23 protein-coding genes and 6 pseudogenes are annotated in these 25,904 nt (G+C 55.2%); 14 read left to right on the forward strand and 15 right to left on the reverse strand.

The window, feature by feature from the left end:
- Nucleotides 1-360: 360 nt before the first annotated feature.
- The 5 genes and pseudogenes from FHS21_RS29095 to FHS21_RS29115 all read right to left on the reverse strand — a co-directional run bounded on the left by FHS21_RS29095 (nt 361) and on the right by FHS21_RS29115 (nt 3,693).
- Complete coding sequence (locus FHS21_RS29095; protein WP_112532660.1) at nt 361-960, reverse strand: general stress protein; 600 nt, start codon at nt 958-960, stop codon at nt 361-363.
- A 38-nt stretch (nt 961-998) separates the two neighbouring features.
- Nucleotides 999-1,319 (reverse strand): PepSY domain-containing protein, encoded by a 321-nt coding sequence (locus FHS21_RS29100; RefSeq protein WP_112532661.1) that lies wholly within the window; start codon nt 1,317-1,319, stop codon nt 999-1,001.
- A gap of 1,117 nt (nt 1,320-2,436) precedes the next feature.
- Nucleotides 2,437-2,760: a peptide-methionine (R)-S-oxide reductase gene (locus FHS21_RS29105; protein ID WP_446686534.1), complete on the reverse strand. Its 324-nt coding sequence runs from the start codon at nt 2,758-2,760 to the stop codon at nt 2,437-2,439.
- Between the two features lie 236 nt (nt 2,761-2,996).
- Nucleotides 2,997-3,179 (reverse strand): annotated as a pseudogene (locus FHS21_RS29110) (epoxide hydrolase); the annotation flags it as partial.
- A gap of 226 nt (nt 3,180-3,405) precedes the next feature.
- On the reverse strand, nt 3,406-3,693 hold the full coding sequence (locus FHS21_RS29115; RefSeq protein ID WP_183665547.1) for a DUF1236 domain-containing protein: 288 nt from the start codon (nt 3,691-3,693) through the stop codon (nt 3,406-3,408).
- 332 nt (nt 3,694-4,025) lie between these two features.
- Between FHS21_RS29115 and FHS21_RS29120 the strand changes: the two genes are divergently transcribed.
- Together FHS21_RS29120 and FHS21_RS29125 are read left to right on the forward strand one after the other, a co-directional pair.
- Complete coding sequence (locus tag FHS21_RS29120) at nt 4,026-6,029, forward strand: ABC transporter ATP-binding protein/permease (RefSeq protein WP_183665580.1); 2,004 nt, start codon at nt 4,026-4,028, stop codon at nt 6,027-6,029.
- Between the two features lie 451 nt (nt 6,030-6,480).
- The gene (locus FHS21_RS29125; protein ID WP_183665549.1) at nt 6,481-7,083 is read left to right on the forward strand and encodes a general stress protein; all 603 of its coding nucleotides are present in this window, start codon (nt 6,481-6,483) and stop codon (nt 7,081-7,083) included.
- Nucleotides 7,084-7,313: 230 nt separating this feature from the next.
- Here the strand turns inward: FHS21_RS29125 and FHS21_RS29130 are convergent.
- Nucleotides 7,314-7,927 (reverse strand): annotated as a pseudogene (locus FHS21_RS29130) (DUF6766 family protein).
- Nucleotides 7,928-8,314: 387 nt separating this feature from the next.
- On the opposite strand from FHS21_RS29130, the gene FHS21_RS29135 reads away from it, so the two are divergent.
- From FHS21_RS29135 to nadE, 3 genes and pseudogenes are all read left to right on the forward strand, one after another.
- Complete coding sequence (locus tag FHS21_RS29135; protein WP_246411312.1) at nt 8,315-9,307, forward strand: PLP-dependent transferase; 993 nt, start codon at nt 8,315-8,317, stop codon at nt 9,305-9,307.
- Between the two features lie 328 nt (nt 9,308-9,635).
- Nucleotides 9,636-9,965, forward strand: a pseudogene (locus FHS21_RS31095) (GFA family protein); the annotation flags it as partial.
- A 150-nt stretch (nt 9,966-10,115) separates the two neighbouring features.
- Complete coding sequence (gene nadE, locus FHS21_RS30510) at nt 10,116-10,937, forward strand: NAD(+) synthase (RefSeq protein ID WP_210283671.1); 822 nt, start codon at nt 10,116-10,118, stop codon at nt 10,935-10,937.
- Between the two features lie 734 nt (nt 10,938-11,671).
- On the opposite strand, the gene FHS21_RS29145 is transcribed toward nadE, so the two are convergent.
- The 4 genes from FHS21_RS29145 to FHS21_RS29160 all read right to left on the reverse strand — a co-directional run bounded on the left by FHS21_RS29145 (nt 11,672) and on the right by FHS21_RS29160 (nt 15,572).
- Nucleotides 11,672-11,950, reverse strand: a complete 279-nt coding sequence (locus FHS21_RS29145) for a hypothetical protein (protein ID WP_183665553.1) — start codon at nt 11,948-11,950, stop codon at nt 11,672-11,674.
- A gap of 466 nt (nt 11,951-12,416) precedes the next feature.
- A complete protein-coding gene (locus tag FHS21_RS29150) occupies nt 12,417-13,322 on the reverse strand; it encodes a DUF72 domain-containing protein (protein WP_376772239.1) in 906 nt (301 codons plus the stop codon).
- A gap of 254 nt (nt 13,323-13,576) precedes the next feature.
- Nucleotides 13,577-14,608 carry a blue-light-activated histidine kinase gene (gene lov / locus FHS21_RS29155; RefSeq protein ID WP_183665557.1) on the reverse strand — a complete coding sequence of 344 codons (1,032 nt, stop codon included), beginning with the start codon at nt 14,606-14,608 and terminating at the stop codon, nt 13,577-13,579.
- A 595-nt stretch (nt 14,609-15,203) separates the two neighbouring features.
- Nucleotides 15,204-15,572 (reverse strand): hypothetical protein, encoded by a 369-nt coding sequence (locus FHS21_RS29160; protein ID WP_246411314.1) that lies wholly within the window; start codon nt 15,570-15,572, stop codon nt 15,204-15,206.
- 319 nt (nt 15,573-15,891) lie between these two features.
- Here FHS21_RS29160 and FHS21_RS29165 point away from each other — a divergent pair, with 319 nt between their 5' ends.
- From FHS21_RS29165 to FHS21_RS29180, 4 genes and pseudogenes are all read left to right on the forward strand, one after another.
- Nucleotides 15,892-16,419: a DUF4142 domain-containing protein gene (locus FHS21_RS29165; RefSeq protein ID WP_183665559.1), complete on the forward strand. Its 528-nt coding sequence runs from the start codon at nt 15,892-15,894 to the stop codon at nt 16,417-16,419.
- Between the two features lie 36 nt (nt 16,420-16,455).
- Nucleotides 16,456-16,722, forward strand: a complete 267-nt coding sequence (locus FHS21_RS29170; RefSeq protein ID WP_183665584.1) for a hypothetical protein — start codon at nt 16,456-16,458, stop codon at nt 16,720-16,722.
- Nucleotides 16,697-16,959, forward strand: a pseudogene (locus FHS21_RS29175) (hypothetical protein). Before FHS21_RS29170 ends, FHS21_RS29175 begins: the two are co-directional and overlap by 26 nt.
- Nucleotides 16,960-18,123: 1,164 nt before the next feature.
- Complete coding sequence (locus FHS21_RS29180) at nt 18,124-18,312, forward strand: hypothetical protein (protein WP_183661994.1); 189 nt, start codon at nt 18,124-18,126, stop codon at nt 18,310-18,312.
- A gap of 348 nt (nt 18,313-18,660) precedes the next feature.
- On the opposite strand, the gene FHS21_RS29185 is transcribed toward FHS21_RS29180, so the two are convergent.
- Both FHS21_RS29185 and FHS21_RS29190 read right to left on the reverse strand, forming a co-directional pair.
- A complete protein-coding gene (locus tag FHS21_RS29185) occupies nt 18,661-18,981 on the reverse strand; it encodes a hypothetical protein (protein WP_183665561.1) in 321 nt (106 codons plus the stop codon).
- Nucleotides 18,982-19,534: 553 nt separating this feature from the next.
- Nucleotides 19,535-20,428, reverse strand: a complete 894-nt coding sequence (locus FHS21_RS29190; RefSeq protein ID WP_246411316.1) for a hypothetical protein — start codon at nt 20,426-20,428, stop codon at nt 19,535-19,537.
- 148 nt (nt 20,429-20,576) lie between these two features.
- On the opposite strand from FHS21_RS29190, the pseudogene FHS21_RS29195 reads away from it, so the two are divergent.
- Nucleotides 20,577-21,209 (forward strand): annotated as a pseudogene (locus FHS21_RS29195) (protein-L-isoaspartate(D-aspartate) O-methyltransferase); the annotation flags it as partial.
- A gap of 85 nt (nt 21,210-21,294) precedes the next feature.
- Here FHS21_RS29195 and FHS21_RS29200 read toward each other — a convergent pair.
- Together FHS21_RS29200 and FHS21_RS29205 are read right to left on the reverse strand one after the other, a co-directional pair.
- Complete coding sequence (locus tag FHS21_RS29200) at nt 21,295-21,855, reverse strand: type 1 glutamine amidotransferase domain-containing protein (protein WP_183665567.1); 561 nt, start codon at nt 21,853-21,855, stop codon at nt 21,295-21,297.
- Between the two features lie 319 nt (nt 21,856-22,174).
- Nucleotides 22,175-22,591: a GTP pyrophosphokinase gene (locus FHS21_RS29205; RefSeq protein ID WP_183665569.1), complete on the reverse strand. Its 417-nt coding sequence runs from the start codon at nt 22,589-22,591 to the stop codon at nt 22,175-22,177.
- A 382-nt stretch (nt 22,592-22,973) separates the two neighbouring features.
- Between FHS21_RS29205 and FHS21_RS29215 the strand changes: the two genes are divergently transcribed.
- The 4 genes from FHS21_RS29215 (at nt 22,974) to FHS21_RS29230 (ending at nt 24,871) form a co-directional block, all read left to right on the forward strand.
- On the forward strand, nt 22,974-23,207 hold the full coding sequence (locus FHS21_RS29215; protein WP_183665572.1) for a hypothetical protein: 234 nt from the start codon (nt 22,974-22,976) through the stop codon (nt 23,205-23,207).
- A 365-nt stretch (nt 23,208-23,572) separates the two neighbouring features.
- Entirely contained in the window at nt 23,573-23,722 is a 150-nt protein-coding gene (locus FHS21_RS29220) for a hypothetical protein (RefSeq protein WP_183665574.1), read from the forward strand.
- A gap of 191 nt (nt 23,723-23,913) precedes the next feature.
- The gene (locus FHS21_RS29225; RefSeq protein WP_183665576.1) at nt 23,914-24,534 is read left to right on the forward strand and encodes a PRC-barrel domain-containing protein; all 621 of its coding nucleotides are present in this window, start codon (nt 23,914-23,916) and stop codon (nt 24,532-24,534) included.
- Nucleotides 24,535-24,664: 130 nt separating this feature from the next.
- The gene (locus tag FHS21_RS29230) at nt 24,665-24,871 is read left to right on the forward strand and encodes a CsbD family protein (protein WP_183665578.1); all 207 of its coding nucleotides are present in this window, start codon (nt 24,665-24,667) and stop codon (nt 24,869-24,871) included.
- 850 nt (nt 24,872-25,721) lie between these two features.
- On the opposite strand, the pseudogene FHS21_RS30515 reads toward FHS21_RS29230, so the two are convergent.
- Nucleotides 25,722-25,904, reverse strand: a pseudogene (locus tag FHS21_RS30515) (cation:proton antiporter); the annotation flags it as partial.

The raw sequence follows: 25,904 nt of genomic DNA on the forward strand, positions 1-25,904 counted from the left end.
GGGCTTGGATCGTTCTACTACATGGCCTATGCGACGGGGCACGCAGCCTTCGACAAACCCGATATCCTGTGGGTAACCGTTTCGCTTGTCGTTTTGGTATCAATCATACTTCACGGGATGACTGTCACCCCAGTCATGAAATATCTAGAAGAGAACTAGACGATCCCGTACCGTTTGGGATCCGTAGTCACATGAATATCAATTAGCTGCATGATCGCTTTGCGGGTCTCGCGGACAGGCCAACCAATAGCCAGAATGAGCTTTACGGGAGAAGTTGAACCCAGCCGCTTCGCAAGCGCTGAATTGAGGTTACAGAAGGATCCACCCCGGAGTTGTCCGGGGTGGGTTTCAATTGAGTGATCAGGCCATTGGCTGGTAGGTACGAATTCGTTCTCGTTCGCGCTCGACTTCATCATCGGTGAATTCAGGGCTGTCTTCGTCGAACTTGTCCCAACCATCGTCGCGGTACATTGAACGTCGCGCATCCACGTCTACTGGCGTTCTTTCATCTATGATGGCTCGCGCAACGTCTGCCTGATCGTTATCGACCCGGACGGAAACAAGCGTGCTACCACGACGCACACCTTCTGCATAGACATGCGCCTTTTCTTCATCGACGCCCGCATCCGTCAACGAACCGATGAGGCCACCAGCGGCACCGCCTGCCATGGCACCGGCAGCGGCCCCGGCAGCCGTCGCTGCCAGCCAGCCAGCCGCAACAACCGGTCCAACGCCAGGAATGGCCAACATGCCCAGACCGGCCAACAGACCGCCTGCGCCACCTACCAATGCACCGACACCAGCTCCGGCTGCCGCACCTTCGCCGGCATGTGTTTCCCTCCCATCGCCGTCACGACCGACAATGCTGATGTCAGATGAAGAAATGCCTGCGTCCTCCAAAGCGGTTACGACCGAACGAGCGTCATTATGATTGTCGTATAGTCCAGAGATTGTTTGCATAATTTTATCTCCCATGCTTTTGTTATTGTCGGTGACGATTATTTTGGTGCGTCTGTAATGTTGCCCTGAAAGTCGAGTTTGACCGTCGTAGGCTTGCCGTCTTTCGTGGCTGAGGCGGACCAAATACCATCTTCGCCTTTTGTGAGACCGGTGACCTCGGCGTAGCCCTTGGCCTCGATTCGCTCTTTAGCTTGGCCTTCGGTAAAGCTGTTTTCACCAGCTACAGGTGCGGCAGGATTCTGCGTATCGGGCGTGGCCACAGCAGGCGTCTGAGCGTCGGTTGCAGGTTTTGTGGTATCTTGCGCATGAGCGGCCGTTAACACGCATAGTGCGCCGATAGCGATTGCGATTCTTTTCATGTTGCCTCCTTTTCGCGATCAATATGATCAATGAGACAACAGTCAGTCGCATTTAAAGTTCCGATAATTATCGAACGTTCATTGCTCGCTTTTGGAAGGGAGACCGCCAAAAAATGATGCCAACACAGAACGTTTAGCGGGTTTGAGGAAAGCCAGGAAATCGCACACGATTGAGGGCGGCAGGTTTCCCGGTATCGAGGCGACCAGCGCCAGGACGAGAATTGGGAGTGTGACCCAAAGAAGATCGTAAGCAGCCGCTGTCATAGAATTCCTCCCTTCATCAGTTCGATAAGAGAACTCTTGGATTGTTCCATGGGTTAAAGGCGTTAGTAATGGGTATCAACAAAAGAGACCCGGCACCCTAGAACCGAAGAGATCATTGAGGCCGAGTCCCCGCCGGTCAGAAGGACTAACCAGCAGAACAATAACTAGCCATTGCGATGAACGTTCCGTCGATTTGGTGAGGTCCGACGCAGGTTTCAATAAGCGGTGACTAGGCGCCGCGTTGGATGATCAGTCTTTGGCGCTACCGCTTTCACACGTCTGATTAGCCGTAAGACGGCGACGTGAGGCCGAAAGTTCGACCGACCAGGGCTTACCATTTGACTTGAAGCCGACAGTACCCTTGAGGCGCCGGCTGTGCCGCAACAGAAAGGGGAGCCGCGGTGATATCGAAGGTGTTCAGTCGCACAGCAAGTGCGGTTGAACTTGAAGATGACGCTGGCCTTGTTGGGCGCGCTGCAGACCACAACGCCGCCACTGCAACAACACTACGACGAGCGGTAATGTTCCTGAGAATATAAAAGCCTCAATTTCCACCAACGTGAGAGCGACCTGGCGGCAGGGCAAAAAATCAGCCTAGGGCCAACAGAGACACGACGGCCGAAAAAAGGGAAAGCACGTCCGGTACCGGAATTCGGCTCTCATCGTTACGCAAGATAGGTTCCATCACCCTGGCAAGGCAGGTATTAAATAAGGTGAGGCCGACGTCGCACGACCCTCACGACGCCAGACCTCGGCCGAAGAGTTCGGTGCTCTCCGGCAGGTTACGAACTACGATGGGGGAGTTTTGTTCCAGCTGCTGCCGAAGTTGGTGAGCCTGGCAGGCGCTCGATAATCACCATGGGGGACCTTTTCGGTGACCTACAGGTTTCCCTTCGGGGGGGCTCTCGGTTGAGTTTGTCGGGGAGGGTTCCCCATTTGGTGTGAATTCAAGCGATCCCGAATTGATGCAAAAACGGTGACCGGTGGGAGGCAATCCGTCCGGGAAGACATGTCCTTGGTGCGCGCCGCAACGAGCGCAAACGATCTCTGTTCTGGCCATGCCATAACCGGTATCGTTGATGCTTCGAAGATGATCCTGAGCGAACGGCGCAGTAAAACTGGGCCAGCCGGTACTACTTTCAAATTTGCGACGGCTTTGAACAACGGTAGTCCGCACAGACGGCAGGTATATAGCCCCGGCCGGTTCTCGTCGAGGAAAATACCGCAGAACGGATCCTCTTCCCCGAGTTTGAACAGGAGTTCGCGCTCATCCTCGCTGAGGTCTGCCGCAAGCTCCCGCATTTGCTCGTGCGTGGGAGGGTCTAATCGAACCGGAGTATGTCAGGCATTGTACATTTCCTTGCTGCGACTGAATCGAACGGCACCATGTGGCGCCGTTCGATTATTAAAAATTCAACGCAGCGATCGGAACGCTGTCCAGAGATCTTTGGAGAGCAGCATCGGCTCTTCCCAGGCGGCGAAGTGACCGCCCTTGTTGACCTTGTTGTAGTGAATCAGATTGGGGTACGCCTTTTCTACCCAACTACGCGGCGTCTGGTAGAGCTCGTTCGGGAATGCCGTCACGGCGACTGGAACCTAGACACCCTTGGGATTCACACAATAAAAGGCGGCCGAACCGGATATGTCTCCGGTCCGCCGTCTGAAGTCAAAGGCGGGGTTATAAGTCCGTGAGGCGCCGCTCCCCGCTCAAATGGCGCGCCCTGTTAATGCGGCTTGGCCGCCCCTCTCCAGAGATTATGCGGCCAAGCCACGGCTGATGCTTAGGGATCAGCCATTCCGCCACCAGAGCATCACTGACGGCTCAGTTCGACATGTAGACGATCTTGCGATCCTTCATCGACACGATGACCGGTTGCTTATCCACATAGACGTAGCCGTAGTCCGGACTGTCGGGGATCGGCACCAGTTTGACGTCCTCTGGCACCGCGGTACCAATTGCAACGTCGCCCTCTATGATGACAGGATCAGTCGGATGCGCGATCACATATTCGCGCGCCGGCTGTGGAACCTCAACCACAACCGCATCCTGCGCGTAGACGCCACCAGCCACCGCAAACGTCACGGCCGTAGCAAGCAAGATTCGTTTCATGATTACTCTCCCTTGTGGAACCGTTCCCTTAGGCTGCCACAACTTGTGGTTAGGAGCTTTGTTCCACCGGTGGCCATTTGCCAAAGGATTTCAGACCTTTGCCGTGTCTTGATCAGACTTTCGTCCAATCCTGAATGGGTCCAAGTCCTTGCCATCATCAGACTGAAGCCCAAATTCGGAACGGCGCACCGGTGATGACGTTTGCCTTTCAGCTTTGCCGTCCACGTCGGACGAGCCAAGGGCGACGGACGGCAAAGCCGGACAAAGGCGATGCAGTTGGCAACTAAAGGGACATCATGAAACTTTTTGTTCTTCAAACCGTTATCGCCGTTATGTCCGGGGCCAAAATCAAGGCGAAATCGATTGATGGGGCCAAACCACCTAACCCCAAAAAGTCGCGCCAGGAAAAGGTATCGACTGTCGAAGTCGAGTCTGAGGTCCAGGACCAGGGCGCGCCGCCGGATTTTATCGATCCGGGTCCAGAACTGACACCTGAGGAAGCCGAGCAAGCGCGCAAGAGATACTTGCTGAAACGTTTCTGGATCAGCGCGCGCGGTTACTGGGGCCGCGGTGGCGACAGGCTCGCCTGGCTATGTTCGATCGGGCTTTTGATCCTGATATGTATCAATGTTGGCTTCCAGTATGGGATCAATGTGTGGAATCGTGCAATTTTTGACGCCATTGAGCAGCGCAACGCCAGCACCGTCTATTTCCTGAGTGCCGTTTTCGTGCCGCTCGTGCTCGGAAGCGGAAGCCTAGTCGTTGCACAAGTTTTCCTTCGCATGACGATTCAGCGCCGCTGGCGTTCCTGGCTCACGACCGCAGTTATCGCGCGATGGCTCGCAAACGGCCGTTACTATCAGTTGAACCTGGTCGGCGGCGACCACACGAACCCCGAGGCCCGCATCGCGGAGGATTTGCGAATTGCCACCGAATCGCCTGTCGATTTCATCGCTGGTGTCATCTCCGCATTTCTCTCGGCCTCGACCTTCATCGTCGTGCTCTGGACGATCGGCGGGGCACTTACCCTGACGATCGCAGGTTCGACCGTCACTGTTCCCGGTTTTCTCGTCATCACTGCGGTACTCTATGCCGCGATCACGTCCACCTCGATGGCGGTCATTGGCCGCCATTTCGTCCGCCTCTCCGAGGAAAAAAATCAGGCGGAAGCCGAATTTCGCTACACACTGACCCGCGTGCGGGAAAACGGCGAGAGTATCGCATTGCTCGGCGGCGAGGAGGAGGAGCGTAGCGGCATCGACAAAACGTTCGCCAATGTGCTCGGGCGATGGGCGCTTCTTACAGGCCAGCACATGCGCACAGCGTTGGTGTCGCAGGGGTCGAGCCTATTTGCGCCGGTCGTGCCGGTTTTGCTTTGCGCCCCGAAATTTCTCGAAGGTAGCATGACACTTGGACAGGTAATGCAGGCCGCCTCCGCCTTTGCCATCGTGCAGGGCGCGTTCGGTTGGCTGGTCGACAACTACCCCCGTCTCGCCGATTGGAACGCTTGTGCACGGCGCATCGCCTCGCTGATGATGTCGCTCGACGGGCTCGAGCGCGCGGAACAGAGCGATGCCTTCGGACGCATCCGGCGCGGCGAAACCAAAGGCGACGCAGTGCTCAGCTTGAACAATCTCTCAGTGTCTCTTGACGACGGCACTGCAGTCGTCAAGGAAACCGAGGTCGTGATCGAGCCAGGCGAGCGGGTGCTCGTGGTCGGCGAATCCGGTTCAGGCAAGAGCACACTGGTGCGGGCCATCGCAGGTCTATGGCCGTGGGGTAATGGCAGTGTCAATTTCCACACCGACAGACGATTGTTTATGTTACCGCAACGGCCTTACATCCCCTCCGGGACGCTTCGCCGTGCGGTCGCCTATCCCGCCGCGGCCGATAACTGGACGTTGAAAAAAATCAACGCGGCCCTCGGCAAGGTGGGACTGGATTACCTGAACGGCAAGATCGAGGAAGACGCGCCGTGGGACCAGACCTTGTCCGGTGGCGAAAAGCAGCGGCTCGCGTTTGCGCGCCTCCTGTTGCACACTCCCGATATCATCGTGCTGGATGAAGCAACCTCAGCACTTGACGAGAAAAGTCAGGAAAGAATGATGGAGATGCTCATCCACGAATTGCCCGAGGTCACTCTCATAAGCGTAGCGCATCGCGCCGAGCTGGAGGCCTTCCATACCCGCAAGATCACATTGGAGCGGCGCGAGGGCGGCGCAAAGCTTGTGAGCGATATCGATCTTGGCAAACGCAAAAGCAGACGCAACGTATTCGTGCGCCTTTTGAGGCAGCGAAAGAGACCGGCGCAGCCAATGTCTAGAGCCGGATCATAGAGGGCCGCGAAAATTGCTTCCTGCCAAACACAGGGTCGCGAATGCTGCGCACCAGGCCGCTCCTGCAGCATCGACAATTTCAAGTCGCTCCTTTTTGCGAGCAGAACATTCCCTTGCGGAATGCAGAGGAGACCGCGGCTGCCGGACGATCCGCCTATCCCCGATCCTGAGCCGGGACCAGTACCAGTTCCGCCGCTAAGCGGTCCGCCAATTCAATTGCCAGACGAGATCCGTAGGAGTTCGATTTATGGTGTCAGCGAAGACTACTACCTTTTTCCCTGTCCGTGCTTCCTTTTTGTGCGTTCGAAGAGTTACCCAAAGCGCGCTCTAATGCAGCCCTGCGTTACCCAAACAACGGCAAATGCTAAAATACTATTGGCTGGAACCTTCACCTAATCCAACGGTTATCCACTTCCCAATGGTTGGGTAAGAAAATCAAGGGAGATAGCAAATGCAAACAGTCACAGGACTGTACGACAATCATGCCGATGCTCGAGCCGTGGTTCGCGCACTCGAAGATGCCGGCATTTCTTCAGACAGCATTAGTATTGTTGGTCGCAACGGCGACGCGCACGACAGCAACGCCGGGGAGGGTGCTGCGGCCGGTGCTGGAATCGGTGCTGCGGTGGGCGGCACCGGAGGGCTCCTTGCCGGGCTTGGCATGCTCGCCATTCCGGGTATCGGTCCAGTGGTGGCTGCAGGTTGGCTCGCCGCCACCGTGGCAGGTGCGGTAGCTGGCGCAGTCGCCGGTGGCGCTGCAGGCGGCATTATAGGTTCTCTGACAAATGAGGGCGTTGATGAAGAAGATGCGCACGTTTATGCGGAGGGCGTCCGCCGCGGAAGCACACTGGTTTCGGCACGAGTTGACGACAGTGAGGCCGAGGTTGCTCAGGCCATCATTAAGGACCACGCGCCTGTTGACCTTGACACACGGCGCGCCTCGTATCGTGAAGCCGGGTGGGAGAGGTTCGATGGATCCTTGCCCGAATACACAGAAGAAGATGTGTTGAAAGAGCGCGATCGTTTGCGTCAGACCAGTCAGATGATGCCATAGGCCTCGGCTTGGCCGCCCGGGACGCCGCCCCCGGGTGGCTATTTTCAGCAGCGAAAGAACTTCCTTCGCGTCAGAGAGTTTAGATGCCGCGTTCTGAAGCAAGAAGAAAAAGTTAGTCGAGGTCGTCCAGCGCGTGTCGCGGTGTCCCTTTGCGCGACGTATTTTCAATCTGCCGATTGGATCTTCGGCTGCCTCCCGGTGACGACGGCCGAGATCTTTATAAGGCCAAGTTAACTTCCGGTCTGACTATCGGATGCTTCAACCGGCTTTGATTCAGGCGATCCGCGATAGCGCAGAAAGATGGAGAACACGACGAGCGTCGCCGTCGAAAAAAACTCCGACTGCCAGTTTGGAAGGATTCAAACCAGAAACGTGCATTGCCAAGATAAGCAAGCGCGGATTGTACAGTCTCACCATGGGCGGCTGCATCGGAATTGTAGGCAGAATGGCTCGCAAAGAAATGGCCCAGAAATGACAGAATGAAAAGCAAACCTAACGCCAGTCCGAGCGAATGTTCGTAAAGCCAGCTGCGGGATCGCGGCGGTGGCTCCTTGTCCGTGGACTTATCGTCGGGGTCGCGGGATTCCGATGATCCTCTTTGAAAAAGATAGGCCGTGAGGACCACATAAGTCGCCATCTGCAGCCATTCACTCTCCCAGTTTTCAAATAACGCCGAAAAGAAATTTTCGCTGGTGATGTATGCAACAAACCCGATGGCAGGGAGATGATGCCTGGTCAATTCATGGTTTTCGTGGCCCCACCCTGCGTAAGCCATACCGATCATACTGGCGAAGAAGGCGAGCAATAGGGCAGTGGTTAGACCGTTGTCTCGGAGGAAACGCATCGGAGAATGCTCTCTTTTTTGGTGAACACTTTCGCCGGGCAGCAAATTTAGAAGCATGGGTTGAAAACGAATAAACCATCTCTCCACCGAAGCTGCCGCGCGCCATAGAAAACAGTGGACTTGGAACATAGTTCCGCTTCGGAACATTTCTGTCCAAAAAATGATTTGGGATTGGTCAGGGGGTCACAGCAATATCATTTTCTGAGGATTGCGAATGCATTGGCGAACCAGGCTCTTGAACCCGGAACAGAAGGCAATGGGCGCATACCAGTCTCTTGTCACCCCGACCTATCGCGGTTCGACCGTTTTGACAACGTTGGAGCAGCGCACAATAACTGGCGTCAGATCGAGGCCGGTTACAATTACGGACTTTATGGAACGCCTACCATGCTGGAATTGGTTGCACGGATTGCTGAACTGGAGGGTGCTTACCGCACTTTTGTGGTCCCGGGAGGTCAGGCCGCAATCGCCTTGATCTATCTCGCCCTTTGCAAGAGCGGCAGCCATGCCCTGGTACCGGCCAGCGCCTATGGTCCAAACAGGGAATTGGCCGAAAAGCTGCTGCAGCGTCTGGGCATAGAAGTGGAGCCATATGATCCTCTGATTGGTGAGGGGATCGGCGCGTTGATAAGACACAACACGGCGCTGATGTGGACCGAAAGCCCAGGCTCTATCACCATGGAAGTCCAGGATGTTCCCTCCATAGTTCGGGTGGCGCATGCTCGTGGTGTTCCGGTTGCCCTCGACAACACATATGCGGCCGGCGTTCTCTTCGACGCCTTCGCGCATGGTGTGGATATCAGCATGCAGGCCCTGACCAAGTATGCCGGCGGGCACAGCGATCTTCTTTTGGGCACCGTCTCCGTGAAGAACGATGCTTTCTATGAGCCAGTGGGTACTGCCTGGGATCTGTTGGGCATGGCGGTTTCGCCCGATGACGCCAGCCTGGCTTTGCGCGGTCTGCAAACGCTGCGCGTGCGTCTGGAAAGGCTGGAACGTTCGACACTGCAGGTTGCAAATTGGCTTGCCGGACAATCGGCGATCCAGAATGTGCTGCATCCGGCGCTCCCATCGTCGCCCGGTCATGTCTTCTGGAAACGCGATTTCACCGGGTCCGCGAGTGTATTGTCAATCGTGTTCAAAGACGTATTTACCCCGACAGACGTTGACGACTTCGTTGATCGACTGGCGCTGTTCAAAGCCGGATACAGTTGGGGAGGGGGCACCTCGCTGGCGATGACTTATCCTTATCTTGCAAACGGCGGGAAAGGTTTCAGCGGGCGAATCGTCAGGTTGAATATCGGTCTGGAAGAACCCGACGATCTTATTGCTGATCTTCACCAATCACTCCGGATTGTGGGAGATCAAATCAAAAAATGAACATCCGTAGTGACGGTCGAGGTTTTGTTTCGGCCAAGACTAAGCCGGGAAGCGCGCCCAGTTACTTGGCTGGTTAAATGCCGCGGCACGCCCGCCCGACGGTTGCGCCGACGAGGCGGCACCCAAGCATTACCAAGACTAAATCGGGGTGCGAAAGGGACGAGAGCAGAGTCAAACCCGGGCGCTCGCAAAGCTTGGCCGCTCGCAAGTTATCCCAACTATTGCGGTCCCGGTGTGTTCCTTATCGTTAAAAGAAGACTATGAACTTTGATGCGTTACAAGGAACAAAGTCTCGCCGTTTCTGTTGCACGTGCAGTGGAGGAGCAAGATGGTTGACAGGCTAGAGACAGCCAGCTGTTTTTGCGGCAGGGTAAAAGCGGAATGCGAAGGCGAACCGTTCTGGATCAACTACGATCACGATGCTGAATGCAGGCAAGCGATCGGCGGCCCGCTTACTGTTTGGGTAGGATATAGACCGCAGCAATTCCGCATAACTAAGGGCGAGATGCAGAGGTTCTCGAGGACGTCCGGCGTTACCCGGACGTTTTGCGGGAACTGTGGATCGTCAATCGGATATTTCGATGAGGGTATTAAGGACGAGATATATCTGACGATCGGCTTCTTCGATAACCCGGAACGGTTCAAGCCGGTGGCTCACGGTTATTGGCGAGAGAAACTTTCCTGGGTCGAATTGTCTGACAATCTCCCGCGGTTTGATGAGTATACACGTATGCGAGACGCCGAATTAGGCCATCCCAACACCAGAAAGACTTCCCGGGAACGATCGAAAGGAAGGGAGACAGTCAACATGAGCACCGGGCAACAAGAAATCATTCGGTCACTCGGAGTGCGCCCAGACTTCGATCCGGTTTCGGAGATCCAAGACCGAATTGATTTTCTGGCCGACTATTTGCGATCGTCCGGATCGATAACCTATGTTCTTGGCATCAGCGGAGGCGTCGATTCTCTCCTTGCAGGCATGCTTGCCCAAAGGGCCGTGGAGCAACTCCGCGCAAACCGATACGATGCCCAGTTCATTGCGGTGCGTCTGCCCTACGGCTTGCAGGCAGATGAGGATGCGGCATTGATGGCCCTCACGGCCATTTCGCCGGACCGCGTTCTTACGATCAACCTCAAGCCCGCCGTCGACGCGATGATGATGACACTGAAGCGGGGTGATCTCGCGTTCCGCGACGAGGCCCATGAGGATTTCGTACTCGGCAACATAAAGGCCAGGGAACGCATGATCGCCCAGTACGCAGTTGCTGGCGCTCACCACGGCCTCGTCATCGGAACGGATCATGCGGCAGAGGCAGTAATGGGCTTCTTCACCAAGCACGGCGACGGAGCGGCCGACATCCTGCCGCTGTCGGGGTTGATCAAACGGCGCATTCGCGCCATGGCTGCAACGCTCGGCGCTCCGGATCACCTGGTTACCAAGGTCCCGACAGCCGACCTTGAGTCTCTCGTGCCACAGCGTCCCGATGAAGATGCGTATGGGGTCACCTACGACCAGATCGATGACTTCCTGGAAGGGAAGCTGATCGTGGAGAATGCCAGGGACATCATTGTTCGCGCCTATAAAGCCACGCAACACAAACGCGCCCTGCCTGTAAGTCCCGTCGCATGAGTGCTGGACAAGTCATTTCGGAACGGATCAGTGAATGAGAGAAATGTTCAATGGTACGAGCGCAATGCAAAATGGAAGGGCACATTTCACCGTGTGGTTTCGGCCTCCAACCCTTCAGCGGCCTGAAGGATTTGCGGGCGAGCAGGCCTTCGACTGTAAGCTAAGAGGTAAAGGCGAAACGAATCCAGAGAAGCGCTAAAACGACGACGACCGCCGCCAGGCGAAAAGCGTGAAAGGACCCTGCATCTGCCACACCAAGTTCGAGGGCACGCAACTATCCGATATTCTAACTAGCGGTGCGCGTCAGTTTTCTGGCGCGTTTTTCGCTTCGACAGCTCTGCCTCTATTTTTTCCCTGTCGCCATTGTACTTCGCGATCAGTCGCTCGGCGTCGTCGCGATCTCAATGCAGGGATTTCATCAGCTATTGGACTTCGTACTCTCGCCAGCGGCGGTTCTCTCCTGGTCGGTCGAACGTTTTCTCTTATCGTCAGCCATGACTTCCTCCATCAAAGGGTAAGGCTCGCCGCAGGGCAAGGGATATCAGGACTTTGCCGACGAGCCTCCGCCGGGGGAGCGAAACTCTCCGACTCGCCTCAAACTTTCTTACCCAGAGATTGTTCCGCACCTGTACGCCAGTGCACGTAACAGCCGCCGCCTCTTTCACGTAGCACGAGCCCTCCTGCAGACGACCGCTTGGAACTTCCCCCGTTCGCACCTGCCGATTGCATTGCGGTCAAAGAATGTCCACCCTATGCGTGCTGATGATGATCTTATCCTGCTGAAAAACGGATTCGAGAGTTTTTCGGTAGTCTTTCCACCAGTCATAAGAAAGCGCTTTGGTCAGTACCTCGAAGACGATGATTTGGTCGAACTCCAAATTTCCCCTGTGCGCCCACAGTCCTTCAGCGGGCACATTGGAAAACATAGTGACGCCGCCGAATTTGGCCGTGAGCTTTTGTTTCACCCGGTCGTGCGTTTCCGAAGGAAGAGCGTGGCCATCCGGATCATTCAAGGGAAGATATATTTTGACTAAATGCATTTCTTGCCTTCGATGATCTTTTGTCAGTCCACAGCGAAGGTCCCAGTTTCCCGAGCCTTGACCAGGAGGCCAATACCCTTCGTAATACCAACCCGGATTGCGCTGCCGAATAAACTCACTTGCGCTCCAGAGGTTCCGCCTCCAGTAAGCCTTCGCCGAGAGTATGGATGCAGAATATGCCGGCTTCCCGTAACAGGTGAACTCTACGACATTGCCGAGAGTCGAGCATCACTGCTTGACGCGCTCGTAACATGACTATGCGCCGACGATTCCGGATCAAATACCCAGCCAGCCTGGCAGCGCCGAATAGCCATTGACTCATTGGTCATGAACGGCCCCATCAATAACGGCGCCAAATTACTTCATGAACATCTCCGCGAACCACCTGCAAGACCACCCTAATGATTGCTGCAATCCCACCGTTCCCGCCATTTTTTCTTCACAGTCTCTGCGTGCGCAAACTAATACCTTTCAGGAGTTCCATAAGCGCTTTTGCGTTTTTGATCGCATGACCGTCACGGTCATTGTTGAAATAGACCCAAACATTTTTGGCGTGGCACTTGCGGATTCGCTCTGCCCAAATCACTAATTCGTCGTTGCTGTAGTCATGACGGTACCAATTCTCGGTTCCGTGGAATCGGACGTAGACATCGTCAGCGGTTTTGACCAGTTCCTCTGGAAGCCGCGGTCCGCTGCAGGAGCAGAAGATCGCTCCGGCCGCACGAAAAGCCGCATAGACATCCTCGTTCCACCAGCTCTTGTGACGAAATTCAACGACGTTGCGGTGACGTGGATTTAGTTGCTGCACGATAGTTTCAAGAAATGTCGGGTCGTAGCGAACACTTGGAGGTAGCTGAAACAGAAAACAGCCCATTCGTTCCCCAAGTAGATCTGCGATGTATCCGAAATCGCGTATCAAGGGTTCGGTACCGTCAAAACGCTTAATATGAGTGATCAGTTCGCATACTTTGATCGTGTAGATGAAGTCGCCAGTCGCCTGGCGTAGCCAAGTCTTGACTGTCGCAACCGTTGGCCAAGCATAAAATGGTGCATTGAGCTCCACGGTTTCAAAGCTTTTTTCGTAAATCGAAAACCATTGACTTGATGGCACTTCATCTGGATAAAATTTGCCCTTCCAATGCCGATAGTACCAGCCGGAACACCCGACATGGACGCCGCCCCGCAGACGATTGGACGGGGCCACAGGTTCAAGCACGTTTTCCTTCGAAATACGAACTGCGTGCATCTTTGCCGCGCGTTGCAGATTTGTCAGTCGTTGCCTTTGCCTGCGTTCGGCTCGCCGCTCGCGTCTTTGTTGGATCTCTTCGGGGGAACGATCGCTCACAATAGCAATTTTTCCTAGGCGTAACCACTGCAGACTGACTTTAGTCCAGAATCCCAAATGCGATGTGAGAGGCGCGACGCGACCTTAGCAAACCAAATCTGCTTACGCCAACGAAGGTAGCCGCCTGAACAATCCAAGCTTGCGGACGTTTCGCAACTGCCCGCAATGACGCGTCGCACACCCTCGTCTACGAATGTTCTTGGCTTCTCGGGGCCGCTTATTGAAAACTTTGGTAACACGATCGGAGCCAACAATCAGCTCTCAATGGGTACGAGGATGTCAACGACAACGCCATCATCGGACCATTCTCGCTCCACCTTGCCAAGAAGCTGTTTTTCTATCATAGCACCGACCATTGCCGTACCAAAACCGGGCTGACGATCGGACGAGGGGGTACGGCCCCCGGTTTCTTGCCAACGAAGTTTAAAGCCTCCTTGTCCCAGTACTTCCTGCCAATGGATGTTCAACCGGCCCGACGGGGCACTCAGTGACCCATGTACGGCCGCGTTGATGAGCAATTCATGCACGACAAGTGCCAAAGGTTGGACGATCATCGCCGGAACGAGTATCTCCGGTCCTTCCATCGAGACTCGTTCACTCGCGAAGGATTCCATTTGACGCTTGATGATCTCACTGAGCTCGACCTCTTGCCAGCCGCGCTCCGCGAGCAGGGCATGGGCATGCGACAAAGCCTGAATCCGCTGCTGAATGGATGCTGCATACAAGGCGGCATCGTCGGATCGGCTCAGCCTGACGATTCCTTCGACAACGGCCAATACATTCTTGGCGCGATGATCGACTTCCTTGAGCAAGCGATGTTCCGTTGCTTCAAGGTACTGTACTTTGCGGTATTCGGTGACGTCGAGCTGCGAGCCGAAGTAATAGAGCAATCGCCCGCCGTCGTCGCGTATTGGACTGAGATGCAGCTGGTTCCAAAACGCCGAACCGTCCTTTCGATAGTTCAGTAATTCTACGTTGGCTTCGCGTTCTTGAGACACCGCAATTCGAACTTCGGCAACTGCAGCGGGTGATGTCCCCGGTCCCTGAAGAAAGCGGCAATTTTGCCCGACCACCTCTTCGGCGCTGTAGCCTGTCAGCTCAAGGAACGCTTGATTGGCAAGCACGATGGGGAAATCTAGCTGCCGGGCGTCGGTCATTACCATGGGCATGCGGGTACGTTCGAACGCGCTTGCGGCAAGCTCCTTCCGGTCCAGGTATCCTCTTTGCGAGGATGCCGCTGGGCGGTCACCATGTAGTTTCGCTGATCGACGCTTGCTATCGGACAATGTACGAACACCTTCTATGGAAGCCAGAGCCAGAACGTTTTTCAAACCAGATGGTTTCAGATGGCATGCAGTTGGTTGTAGAATCCATCACTATATTTTCCCGCCGTCGACTTTGGCCATGTCATGGCCCGTTTCGAAATGATTTTCGTTGCTCTCGGGGAACGATTTGGCGGCCTCGAAGTTGGTGGTGCGATTCTTTTGTGACCGTTCTGATGACAGACGCTGATGATGAGTGGAACAAATGAAACAGTTCCATAATTTTAAGGAACAAGTGAGTATGCGCGCGTTTAGAGAAGCGCTACGATCCGGATATAAGCTTCCGATCGCATCCGATCGCATGTTCGAAGATCTGTTGAGAAAATTGGACGAGGCGGACAGGCGCCAAGATCAGGAACAGGGCTTTCGTCGACCATCACCGGCTGTCAGGAAGTATCCACCAATGGCTCATCACTGACTTGAGCTGAAGGGAACGAGGCTTCTCCGGCGATATCCCAAATTCCGCCACCGTGCTCGACCTATTCATCGAAGGGAGCATTGGCCGCGTAGAGTTCATCGCCAACTGTTTTGGTGCTACTCCGCGTTGTATTTATCTTCCTTACGGCTGCGTGTTTGCCGGATTTTTTGTCTGGCTATCGCCGCCGGTCCCTGTTTGCGGTGTGGGATCCTTGTCTACCGGAGGATTTGCATTCGGCAGGTCTGGAGAAGGACTTGTCACGTCATCAGGCTGGGCATTTTGACTACCCGGGTTTTTTCCCTGATTTGTTTGTGAGGCGTTATCATCAGTGCTCTCGCCATAAATTTCGGCGACACCCCAAGCTACTGCAGCTAAGAATAGCCCCCCGATCAACACCATCAATATCGGTTTGCCAAGATGACCCTGACGCGCCTCTTTGGCTGTTTCCCGGACTGGAGGTTGTGAATTTTTATCCATCGCGTTCATCCTTTTTGTATTGATGGTGAACATGCTGGACGTTCGATAGTTCCACCGCGAGGTACAACATCTCTCTTGCTTTTGTGCCCATCGCATCTGGAACGAAGAGGGGGGCCTCATATTGTAGTACTTGAGACGGCCGACAATAACCCTAACAGGACCATGCTGTCGAACCAGGATCTGAGCGGCCTTGGCAAAGCCACGCGCGAAGAGGTGTTGATCGGCACCGTATTTTCACGGCCCAGGATGGAGACGATGAAGCCACCTCGGCAAATGTTTTCATCTGGGCTGGCGAGCGAGGAACATTGTAGCAAGCGGGACGTTCGGTGCACGGAGAAACAGGAGAACCGCCATGAGAACATTTGCTCTGACTGCGCTTGCCATTCTGTTGGCCGGCCCCGCCTTTGCCCAGTCGGCTACTGAAAAAACGGGAGTTAACTCTTTGATAGGCGTTGCGCCTACGACAGAGGATTTCGTACTGAAGGCTGCCACGGGTGATATGTTCGAGATCGAGTCGAGCAAGCTCGCTCTCGAGCGCGCCGACGCCCCGACAAAAACGTTTGCGCAGCAGATGGTTGCAGATCATCAGAAAACAACCGATGAAATGAAACAGCTCATTGAGGTTGGCAAGGTCAAGGCCACACTTCCGACGTCCATGACCGAAGCGCAGCAGGAAACGCTGGACAAACTAAAAGCTCTGCAGGGTGCGGATTTTACCGAACGGTATCATGCAGACCAGGTGTCCGCTCACAAGGATGCGGTCGATCTCTTTAAACGGTATGGCGACGAGGGCGAGAACGCTGATCTGAAGGCTTGGGCCGCAAAAACTCGTCCAGCTTTGGAACACCATCTGATGATGGCTGAGGATTTAAACAAGTAGCGTTCGGGTCACAAGCTGCCCTGCAAAGGAGATAACATGGCCAAAATACCTGGGAAAGACGAGGCAAAGAGTTCCCCGCAAGCGGATGCCAAGGGTCAGTATGCCCGCACACGGCATGGCTCGACCAATGATGGTACGGCAAGTGCAAACCCCCGAGTGCTGTCCGGTAAGTCTGACGGCGATGCCACTTTCAAGAACGATGCGAAAGAGAATGAACGCGACAGGCGAGCACCCGCCAGTAGTTGCAGGCCGCAAAGTCAGCAGAGCGAAGAAGAGGATGACCGACAGCAAAACGACAACTGATCACAAGACGATCCAGCGCTGGGCAGAAGAGCGCAAGGGCGTTCCATCTAAAGTCGCGGAAAGTGGAGCGGTATCCTGCGTATTGATTTCGGTGAGCGGGAAGAAGGCCTTGAGAAGATTTCGTGGAACGACTTTTTCCAGGTTTTTGACGAACGAAAGCTGGCTTTCCTTTATCAGGAAAAGACTGCCGATGGAAAAATGAGCCGCTTTAACAAATTTGTATCCAAGGATCAGTGACAGGCCTGTGTTGTCTCTGGGATTCGTTCGGAACCATTGGAAAAACGCGGTTCATCTTTGCCTGATAGCTTGTTTTTCGCGGGCCATTATGTTCCCACAAGTAACACGAGCATCCGCAGATGTGGTCGGAAATTAACCGGCATCGACCGGGAGGCCAAAGTGGAATAGTGGGATAAACAGGCTTATGCTCAGCGCCTAATCTAGAGACAGGCTTGGCCATATTTGCATGAGTAACCTCGTCCGGACCGCGTCGAGAAGGCTTTCTCAAGATCGTTCGCGGCCGTACCCAACAAAAGCGGGCGGATGAGCTACAGGAAGAACCAGCTGGCAATGGTCCCAGGGCATTGTCAATCAGTCTCTACGCCGAGCGGATAACATCGAGGCCGCTCGCCGTTCGATCAGCCAGCGTCTTGGAGTTCTGGGCGAGCGCACGATTTATTGTTGACTGGATATGGCGAACGGATCGCAGTTCGTACCTTGATTGAAATGGTTGTCAATCGCGATCACGACGGGCGCAGCGGTCAGTTCAGGTTCAAAGGCCGAATATGCAGGTCGGCCCACAATCGGCGCTCTCCTTGGCGATGCTGCTGCATGAACTTACAACCAATTCCTTCAAGTACGGCGCTCTATCCCCAGCGGAAGGCCAGATAGCCGTTGAATGGGCGATCGCAAAATTGAACAAGGGACCGGGATTCAGACTTGATTGACGGAACGGTCCGCCGGTTGTGGAACCCGCCGTCGAGGGTGTGGGCACACGGCTTGTAAAAAGCGGTATCGCAGGCACTCCGAACCATGCCGATTTGGAGTGTGCTTTCGACGGGTTGAGATGTACGGTATTAGATCAGCTTGAAGGATTCCCAGCTGATCTTTAGGTAGCGCTGTTCGCATCATCACGGGCGTCCACCCTGTCCTCATTCGCCCGAGACCATCAATTTGAAGTCCAGCAAGCAGATCGGTAGATAGCGTAGACCATGACGCGTCCAACGGAGAATGTCCCACAAACAATTGGCTTTGCGGCAGAGTCTGTCTGCTGCCTCCTTTGCGATGTGAGTATCTGCGCAGACAGCAAGGCACACCAAAAGCCACGCCGCGGCTGACGGGAGGGGGCGGAACGAAGGTATAATCTGGCCGTTGAGCTCGGCGAAGTAACGAGGAGGACATGCGATGGGTATCGAGCAAGCTCCAACAGAAAAAGGCAGGCAAGCCGCGCGCGGATTGAGAAAGAGCGCCGCAGCGGATGAAAAGAGGGTCGAGTCGCAAAAAGGTTCTGACCTTGCCAAGGGTGCAGATCGCTTTGAGGAACGCTCGAAAAGTTCCGACGGCAAGAGCGCGGGAAAAAAGCAGGGCCTTTGAACGGCAATTCCGATGTTTACCAAGAAAGTCCGGCGCTCGAACTGATTGCCGACAGACGGTCTAATGAAGGGAGGCCGAAGTCGCAAGATCTATGGAGATGAGCGATGCTGAAGGCTCTTGCTGCAATTTTGCTGATTGCTGGCTTGCTCTCTTCGGCTTGGGCGGCGCTCAGTCGCAGGCCGAGCCGGCCGCGCCAATCACCAGACAATCAAAACTCGCACGCCTTGGAACCTCGCGGGCAGGGCCTGAAGTTCCTCGGATTGACGAGAAACACTCCGGCGATAGTTCTGAGTGTGCTGGCGGCATCCTGCTGCTTTATGCTGACTGATGCCCATCGGTCCTTAATGTCTACCGCTGACGCGAGGGGAATTCTATCAGTGACAAGCCTTGCAAAGCTCGAACCTTGTTCGCAGTCGTCACGGAAAGATTGGTCCACACGTCCGCTATAGATCCCGCGCCGTCCCTTAAGTCATCGTCGACATCGTCGGCACTCTCCATTTCCTCCATGATCCGATCAAATGTCTGTGCGCCTTGCTCCACGACGCGGTAAAGCCGGGTAGCCTGGGCAACGCTCAAATCAGGAATTTCCAGAGTTTGTTTCACGTCGTCCGCGATCTGGTTCGCGAACTCCGCCTGCTGTTGCAGTGTTGATATCCAATCGATGGTCATGATTTGCCGAGACCAGTTGCGCAGAGCCGGACATACCGCGCAAAAGGGTTCAAGGCGACTTTGTCCGGGTACCCTGGATGCTCCGACAATACCATTCCATTCCCAAGCGCTTGTCAAATCGAGACGTTGGTCAAGTCCGTATCCTGCGCCGATGCAGCAAAAATCGATGCCATGCCGCGGTGCGGAAACGTCGTTCCGTCCGTTGGCACGCCTATGAATCAGCTCAATGACTGGCTTGGAGCGCTTGCCGAACACATAGGGCAATACTGCTCCAGGCGCACGGAGTCGACGGGTTTAGCTAATGCCCTATATAGATAAACGAAAGGTGAGTTCCGACGCGGGGTTCAATGGGCGGTGACACGCCGAGCCTCTGCCGAAGAGGTCCCGCGCTCTCCGGCAGGCCTCAACTCCGATAGCAAAATATTGTTCCGATCGATCCACCAGGCCACTGGTGAGGCTCGTTCACGGTCCCGCTTTTCTTGTCGTGCTTCGGTAAACAATGTTCACAAGCCGCCTCAAATTCGGTTCTGATGCTGCGAAGAACGCAATAAGATTAGCGGGCCATCGGAGCTATCGGAGACGATCGCTGCCTTCGGCGCTCGACGGACCGCGCCCGTCGCCGTGCCAATCGCAGCTCGCCCAGTGTTGGCTGCCACCATCCGCGGGAACGCTCCACAAACTCAGGCGCATGACGCGTAGGCCATGTTGTGACGAGCTCCGCAAGCGTCGGCGCTCGCCATCTGCCCCACACGTAGTTGATCATGCCGATAGCAGCATGCGGGTAAAACATTGCCAGCGTGGCTGGGTCGACCAACTCCCCGGATACGTCCGTAAACGTCACGATACCATACCGCTCCGTCATCAACGGACGCTCGAGCGGCGGCAAATCTTCTGAAGGTAGGGGATATCGTCGGCGTCGCCGTTCGGCAGAACGAAGCTGAGCAGCCTTATAAGTGGACGAATACTTCTGCAACTCCAGTCGCCGCTTGCGCTGCTCGGGCTCATTGCGACGAGCAGCAGTCTCTATGGTGGTCCATCGATGCAGCAGTTCCTCATAAGATCGGAACGGAACGCGCCATACCCGCAGATCCTCGTCCCAGTGCGCCCATGGAATAGCTCGCACTTGCTCGATAACAGTCTTCGAATAGGGCGTTCTAACGCGTAAATCTTCGGCCACTTCCAGATAAGCGCTGTTGATCGGCTCAAACGCATACGCATCCCGGCCTTTGGCGTCGGCGTGCGGGAGCGCTTGATCAGCCTCCCGTGCCAGCCAACGGTCCAGACGACGGGCAGCAGTTTTGCCCGGCACAAACCAGGCTCGCTTATCGTCGTTCCATCGTGCACGCGGAAATGCTTCACGGAACCGTTCAACGGTCATACGGTCGTAGGGAAAGGCGGCCAGCGCCCCCGGCTTCCGTTTCTTGCAGCTGGAACCACGGTCGACCAAGATGATAGCCTTCAACGACATTTACACTGGGCATGCAACGTTCGAAGGCCACTACGAGTTGCCAATATTGTAAACCCCGTCTGAAATCGGAACAACCGACTTCATTCGAGGTTAAGGCAATGGATGCACCGCTACCGGAGTGCTTGGAATGCGTGATTTCTCCCGTGCGCGGAACCGAATGGTAGATACCCAGATCGCCCGGCGCGGTATAAATGACCCTCATGTTCTGCAGGCCATGCGCCGCGTGCCGCGCGAAGCTTTTGTCGATCCGGGATTTGAAGAGTTTGCCTATGAAGACAGCCCCTTATCCATAGGCGAGGGCCAGACCATTTCGCAGCCCTACATCGTTGCGCGAATGATCGAGGCCGCGGCATTGAGACTTGGTGAAACGGTCCTTGATGTGGGTGCCGGATCCGGCTATGCGGCGGCGGTGGCGAGCCAGATCGCCAAGCGTGTGTTTGCGATCGAACGCCATCGCACTCTTGGCGAATCTGCCCGTAAGCGGTTGCAGGATTTCGGCTACGACAACATCGATGTGCGTATTGGTGACGGCACGAAGGGATGGCCAGAGGCCGCACCCTTCGATGTCATTCTGGTCGCGGCGGGCGGGCCAAAGGTGCCTGGTGCGCTGAAGGAGCAGCTGACCATCGGTGGTCGCCCGGTGATGCCAGTCGGCCTTGACGAATGGAGTCAGACGCTTCGCAAACTGACGCGTATGAGCGAAACCGCCTTTGAGGCGGAGGATTTCGGCTCGGTGATGTTCGTCCCCCTGATCAGCGAGTAGAAGGAGAGAGCGTCCGTCCCGTTGCCGCAGCACTCGAAGAAACAGCGCTGAGATGATCGCAACCTGGCATCGTTTTTCATCTCTAGGCTACGCGGCGCTTGTGCGTACCTTCTTCGATCTCTTGCACGATCTTTGAAACAAAAGCCGGAAGGTCGTCCGGACTACGCGAGGTAATAATACCCTCGTCAGTCACTACTTCCTCGTCCTTCCAGTTCGCTCCGGCATTCTTGACGTCTGTCTTAATCGACCAGTAGGAGGTCGCATCGCGACCCCGGAGGGCATCGGCTTCGACAAGAAGCCATGGCGCATGGCAGATCGCAGCAACCGTCTTGCCACTGTTCAGGAAGTCTTTCACGATGCGCATGGCGTTGTCGTCCCGTCTCAAAAGATCCGGATTGATCTGCCCGCCTGGCAGCACCAGCGCATCGAAGTCGTCAACCGAGGCTTCCGAGGCAAGTAGATCCACGGCGACGGTATCGCCCCAGTCCTTCTTGTCCCAACTCTTGATGCTACCTGCTTTCGGAGAGGCAATCTTGACCTCTGCACCGCGCTTTCGCAACTCGTCGTAGGGCACCTGGAGCTCCGATCGCTCATAGCCATCGGTTGCGAGAATAAGGATACGTGCTTCATTGATGGACGGCATGGGCTGTTCCTTTCGGTTCAGGATGTTGTCAGCCCGGTCAATCGAGAGCTGGAGTTCTGCCGCGCTGTACAGGTCCGAAACTTTTAACGAACGCGAAAGTTCCGAATGCAGCGTCAGGACTGTCAGCCTGCCATCGGGCGCTCCGAGGACGCTGAAAGAACGGGCCACATGTTTATTTTGTTGCGGCGTTTGAAACACTGTCATCCTGACCGTGCATTCTTTTGGACGCCCACCCGAAGGGCCCTCGTATTCCCCGTTGCGAGGGCTTTTTGCCCATCGGACAGGCATATCGCTTCTCCGGTGCGAGAATCCATCAATTTCACGAAAGCCGCGCCAATGCCTCTTCATACTTGGCCAGCTTCTCCCGCGCTTTGGGAGCCTCCAAGTGCGACTCTACCTTTTCGATATTGTCTTTCAGGTCAGCGATTTTAACGCGCCGTCCAAGGCTGTTTTCTCGCGTGCGTTGGACAAAGTCGAAATACGGTTCGCCTTGGCGACGGCTGACTGAATCGATTGCTTCCAGGATATGACCGGGAAGTCCTTCCGAACGCAGGCTATCGAGCGTCAACGCAGTTTTCTCGACAACATCATGCAGGACACCGACGATCCTCTCATCCTCCGTATCCAGGGCGAGCATTACCCTCAAAGGGTGGAAGATATACGGTTCTTTATCGTCGGCAAGGTAACCGGCATGGGCGCTGGCAGCAATTGAGATAGCGTGCTCCAAAGAGGTCATGTGGGTTTCTCCCAGCGCTTGGTGATAGCTCTCTTTCTCTCTCTCTCTCTAATTCGCCGGGGTACAAGGCGTTGCATCTGACATGGGTTTCTTTCGCGGGCGTCTGCACGGTGTTGCTGACCATTCCTTTGGAACACGCAACTCGCTGGTGCGTTTCAGTCCAACCAATAAGGAGATGTGTCCTGGACTGGAATCGCGTGGAAGCAATTGGATACATCATCGCCGGGAAGCGTGACCAGCTGGAAGGCAAAATTCAAGGCGGCAAAGTCGAAGGACGAAGCCAGACGCGAGATCGACGATTGGTACAACCGCAAGAGCTGGTAGCCGTCAAACGTGACGCCGCTCCGGTCCTGTGGCTTGCGAGCCTATGAGGATAAATGGAATGAAACAAATCTATTTTGTAGCGGTCTTTGAGCAAGGTGAAGCCGGAGAGTTGTTTCGACCTGAAGAACCACAACGGTTCGACACGGAAGAACAGGCGCGGAAAGCGGCCAGTGATTTGGCGTCAAAGCACGCAGGCGTTATTGCCTGGAGCCAGGAAGCAAAGCAAGGTGAAGAGGAATATGGTCCTCCTATCGTTTTCTATACGGCCGGAGAGGTTATCGATATGAAATGACGGTTTCGGCCTTTCTAGGCTCGCTCCCGGAAGACAGCGGTTTGATTGCAAAAGAGGTTCACCGGGGCCTTTCGTTGTCCGGGTGAGCACTCCACATACCTTAACCTGCCATCGGCTCCTTTTCGTAAAAGTCTGGCCCGCGACGGTTCGAACCGGCCAAAGGCCTTTAGCAGGGAACTTTGGGTTTCCCACGGTGTTTGAACTCCTCGAGACGAACAGCAAAAGAGGTAAGCCAATGACGCCGCCTATCACACCGCCCAAACCCGATGACAATGATATTCTACCCGAAAAGCCCAAGCCGAAGGACACGCCATTTCCGGCATCAGGGCAACCGCCAACTCCCAGACAACGGGCCGATCTCGAGGATGATGACAGCGAGCGTCCTCGTAAGCCATAGCCAGATCGTGTTCGGTACCCTTGCCGAAGATATCGTCCCATCCAGCGGTGAGACATTGCAGCCTTCCCCGGTGATGGAAGCAGGCATTGCGTTGCTTGCCGCTGTTTGGAGTCGTTAGCGCCGGTTTGGCCCGCTGGAGACGGTTTAATTGGTTCAATCGTTCGTGAAGTGTTCCTCCGCGCCGGAAAGTCTGAGCTTTGTATCAGTGCTTGCAGGAGGCGAGCAGTTTTTCGCGGGGAACAACGGAGGCGCACTGGTGTTATTCCTCCAGTGGAAGCGCGCGTAAGCGCTTCAAAAGGAGGATCTGAAATGCGTACGAAAATCTTGATTACGACCGCTTGCCTGGCGCTTATGTCCGGCGCCGCAGTTGCGCAGACGACCACGACCCCCGCTGCACCTGCAGATACCACAGCACCGCCTGCAGACAATTCTGCCCCTGCCGTCACCAAGGAACTGTTCAAGGCACCTGCCGGTACCCAGGCGCTGACCGAAGTGCAGCCGATCAGCAGCGTTACGGAAGGCCAGGTACTTGTCTCTGAATTTATCGGCAAATCCGTATACAGCGGCGACGGGAACGACGCGCAGTCTATAGGGGAGCTCAACGACCTGATCATCACGCCGGACGGAATGGTTCATGCCGCTGTGATTGGCGTCGGCGGCTTTTTGGGGGTTGGCGAGAAGGACGTCGCCATTCCGGCGAGTCATCTCAAACTTTCCGTTCGAAGCGACAAGTCGAATTGGATAGTGGTGAACACGACCAGGGAAGACCTTCAAAACGCACCGGCCTTTGAGACTTCCCAAAAGTTTACGGAAGGGGTCGCTGACCCGAACAAGGCGAGCGAAGCCAAGACAGATACTGCGCCCGCCGAAACGGCACCTGCAGTTCAGGACAACAAAATGGCACCAGCGACTCCGGCTCCCGCGAACTAAGGAAGCTGGCAAAACAAGAGGCTCATCGTCTCAGCGGTGAGCCTTTTTCCGGAGGTCCCCAGCATTGTTGTTAGGGAACTTTTTCTTCCAAACAAGCGTTGGAATAGCATCAGCAAGAAGGAGATGCGCCATGGACTGGAACCGCGTGGAAGGCAATTGGAAGCAGGCTAAAGGCAAGGTGAAGGAGCAGTGGGGAAAGCTCACTGATGATGACCTTGATGTCATTGCGGGTAAACGCGATCAACTTGAGGGCAAGATCCAGGAACGCTACGGCAAAGCCAAAGACGAGGCCAAGAAGGACGTGGATGATTGGTACAACAGCCAGACCTGGCAATAGTCAGTGAGTCGGGTGCAATGCCCCATTGTCTTCAGGATGGTGGGGCATTTTTTGTAACCAGCGACCCACATCGAATTCAACGGAAGATATGAACGTATCGAAGGACAATATTCGTCAAGCCCTGAAGAAATCGCAGAGCGAAATGATGTCAGCCTTTCGGCTGTCCAACACTTGCTGCAGACGATGATATCCAGCCAGGCACATGGGCTCAGTTCAATCATCCGGAACTCGGCGGCACGGGGAAGGCAAAAGTCGCTGCCCTCTGCTCGGAACTGGTAGACAATTGTGAACGGCACGCGCCATTGGCCGGGCAGGCAAAAAGTCCGGGATCAAAGCTGCCAATTCGTCGGATCAACGACCGGACGGTCATTGCTGGCCTGAAAGACTGGGCCAACCGTCGTCAACAGGTTCACTGAACACTCTCGGCTATGCCTTCTTTCGGGAAAGAAACAGGCGTGCGGTCGCGGATGGCTCCAGCGTCGCTTTGCGACATCAGGGATCAACGAATCGGCGGTGTGTCGCAACAGCAGAGTTCCGGTCAATCGTGGAGCTTTACCTACGGCCCGATCGATCTCACCGAGCTCGAGAAAGTAACCACATCCGATTGAAATCGTAGCAGGAGCGGCCGCTGGCGGCACATTACAAACTCGGCTGTGAAATCTTCTGTGAGGTCACGGGCCCAACGGTTTTTATTTTCAATTTTTGAGGTCGCGCGGCTGGTTCGGCACTGGGAAAAAACTTGAGCGATTCTCAAGGAAGTTCGAATTTGAAGCCAGGTGGCAGGGCGTCTGCGGCTTGGCCTCTTTTCAGAATGCGTTGCTATAACGGGATCATGCACATTCCTCCGACGTCATAAAGCATTTGCAACTGACTTTTGCCTGCGATCACGTCGTCGCATGACTGGCGTCATTACAATGCCGTGAAGGATGATGGACACTAAAACGACAAGCGAAACGGTTACCCACAGGATATCGGGTTTGTCGAAGGCTGCGTGCCCCGTCGCATAGGCCATGTAGTAGAACGATCCAAGCCC

Origin of the sequence: Phyllobacterium trifolii, from assembly GCF_014192095.1 — a bacterium.
GTDB lineage: Bacteria > Pseudomonadota > Alphaproteobacteria > Rhizobiales > Rhizobiaceae > Phyllobacterium > Phyllobacterium trifolii.

What these genes read in the sequence shown, in the direction of transcription:
- FHS21_RS29125 (WP_183665549.1), top strand. Translation starts at nt 6,481, where the DNA reads ATGCAAACAGTCACAGGACTGTACGACAATCATGCCGATGCTCGAGCC.
- FHS21_RS29205 (WP_183665569.1), bottom strand. Translation starts at nt 22,591, where the DNA reads ATGACCTCTTTGGAGCACGCTATCTCAATTGCTGCCAGCGCCCATGCC.
- FHS21_RS29100 (WP_112532661.1), bottom strand. Translation starts at nt 1,319, where the DNA reads ATGAAAAGAATCGCAATCGCTATCGGCGCACTATGCGTGTTAACGGCC.
- FHS21_RS29185 (WP_183665561.1), bottom strand. Translation starts at nt 18,981, where the DNA reads ATGACCATCGATTGGATATCAACACTGCAACAGCAGGCGGAGTTCGCG.
- FHS21_RS29095 (WP_112532660.1), bottom strand. Translation starts at nt 960, where the DNA reads ATGCAAACAATCTCTGGACTATACGACAATCATAATGACGCTCGTTCG.
- FHS21_RS29115 (WP_183665547.1), bottom strand. Translation starts at nt 3,693, where the DNA reads ATGAAACGAATCTTGCTTGCTACGGCCGTGACGTTTGCGGTGGCTGGT.
- nadE (WP_210283671.1), top strand. Translation starts at nt 10,116, where the DNA reads ATGAGCACCGGGCAACAAGAAATCATTCGGTCACTCGGAGTGCGCCCA.
- FHS21_RS29230 (WP_183665578.1), top strand. Translation starts at nt 24,665, where the DNA reads ATGGACTGGAACCGCGTGGAAGGCAATTGGAAGCAGGCTAAAGGCAAG.
- FHS21_RS29220 (WP_183665574.1), top strand. Translation starts at nt 23,573, where the DNA reads ATGATGACAGCGAGCGTCCTCGTAAGCCATAGCCAGATCGTGTTCGGT.
- FHS21_RS29200 (WP_183665567.1), bottom strand. Translation starts at nt 21,855, where the DNA reads ATGCCGTCCATCAATGAAGCACGTATCCTTATTCTCGCAACCGATGGC.
- FHS21_RS29120 (WP_183665580.1), top strand. Translation starts at nt 4,026, where the DNA reads ATGTCCGGGGCCAAAATCAAGGCGAAATCGATTGATGGGGCCAAACCA.
- FHS21_RS29165 (WP_183665559.1), top strand. Translation starts at nt 15,892, where the DNA reads ATGAGAACATTTGCTCTGACTGCGCTTGCCATTCTGTTGGCCGGCCCC.
- FHS21_RS29135 (WP_246411312.1), top strand. Translation starts at nt 8,315, where the DNA reads ATGCTGGAATTGGTTGCACGGATTGCTGAACTGGAGGGTGCTTACCGC.
- FHS21_RS29225 (WP_183665576.1), top strand. Translation starts at nt 23,914, where the DNA reads ATGCGTACGAAAATCTTGATTACGACCGCTTGCCTGGCGCTTATGTCC.
- FHS21_RS29180 (WP_183661994.1), top strand. Translation starts at nt 18,124, where the DNA reads ATGGGTATCGAGCAAGCTCCAACAGAAAAAGGCAGGCAAGCCGCGCGC.
- FHS21_RS29170 (WP_183665584.1), top strand. Translation starts at nt 16,456, where the DNA reads ATGGCCAAAATACCTGGGAAAGACGAGGCAAAGAGTTCCCCGCAAGCG.
- FHS21_RS29160 (WP_246411314.1), bottom strand. Translation starts at nt 15,572, where the DNA reads ATGTTCACCATCAATACAAAAAGGATGAACGCGATGGATAAAAATTCA.
- FHS21_RS29215 (WP_183665572.1), top strand. Translation starts at nt 22,974, where the DNA reads ATGAAACAAATCTATTTTGTAGCGGTCTTTGAGCAAGGTGAAGCCGGA.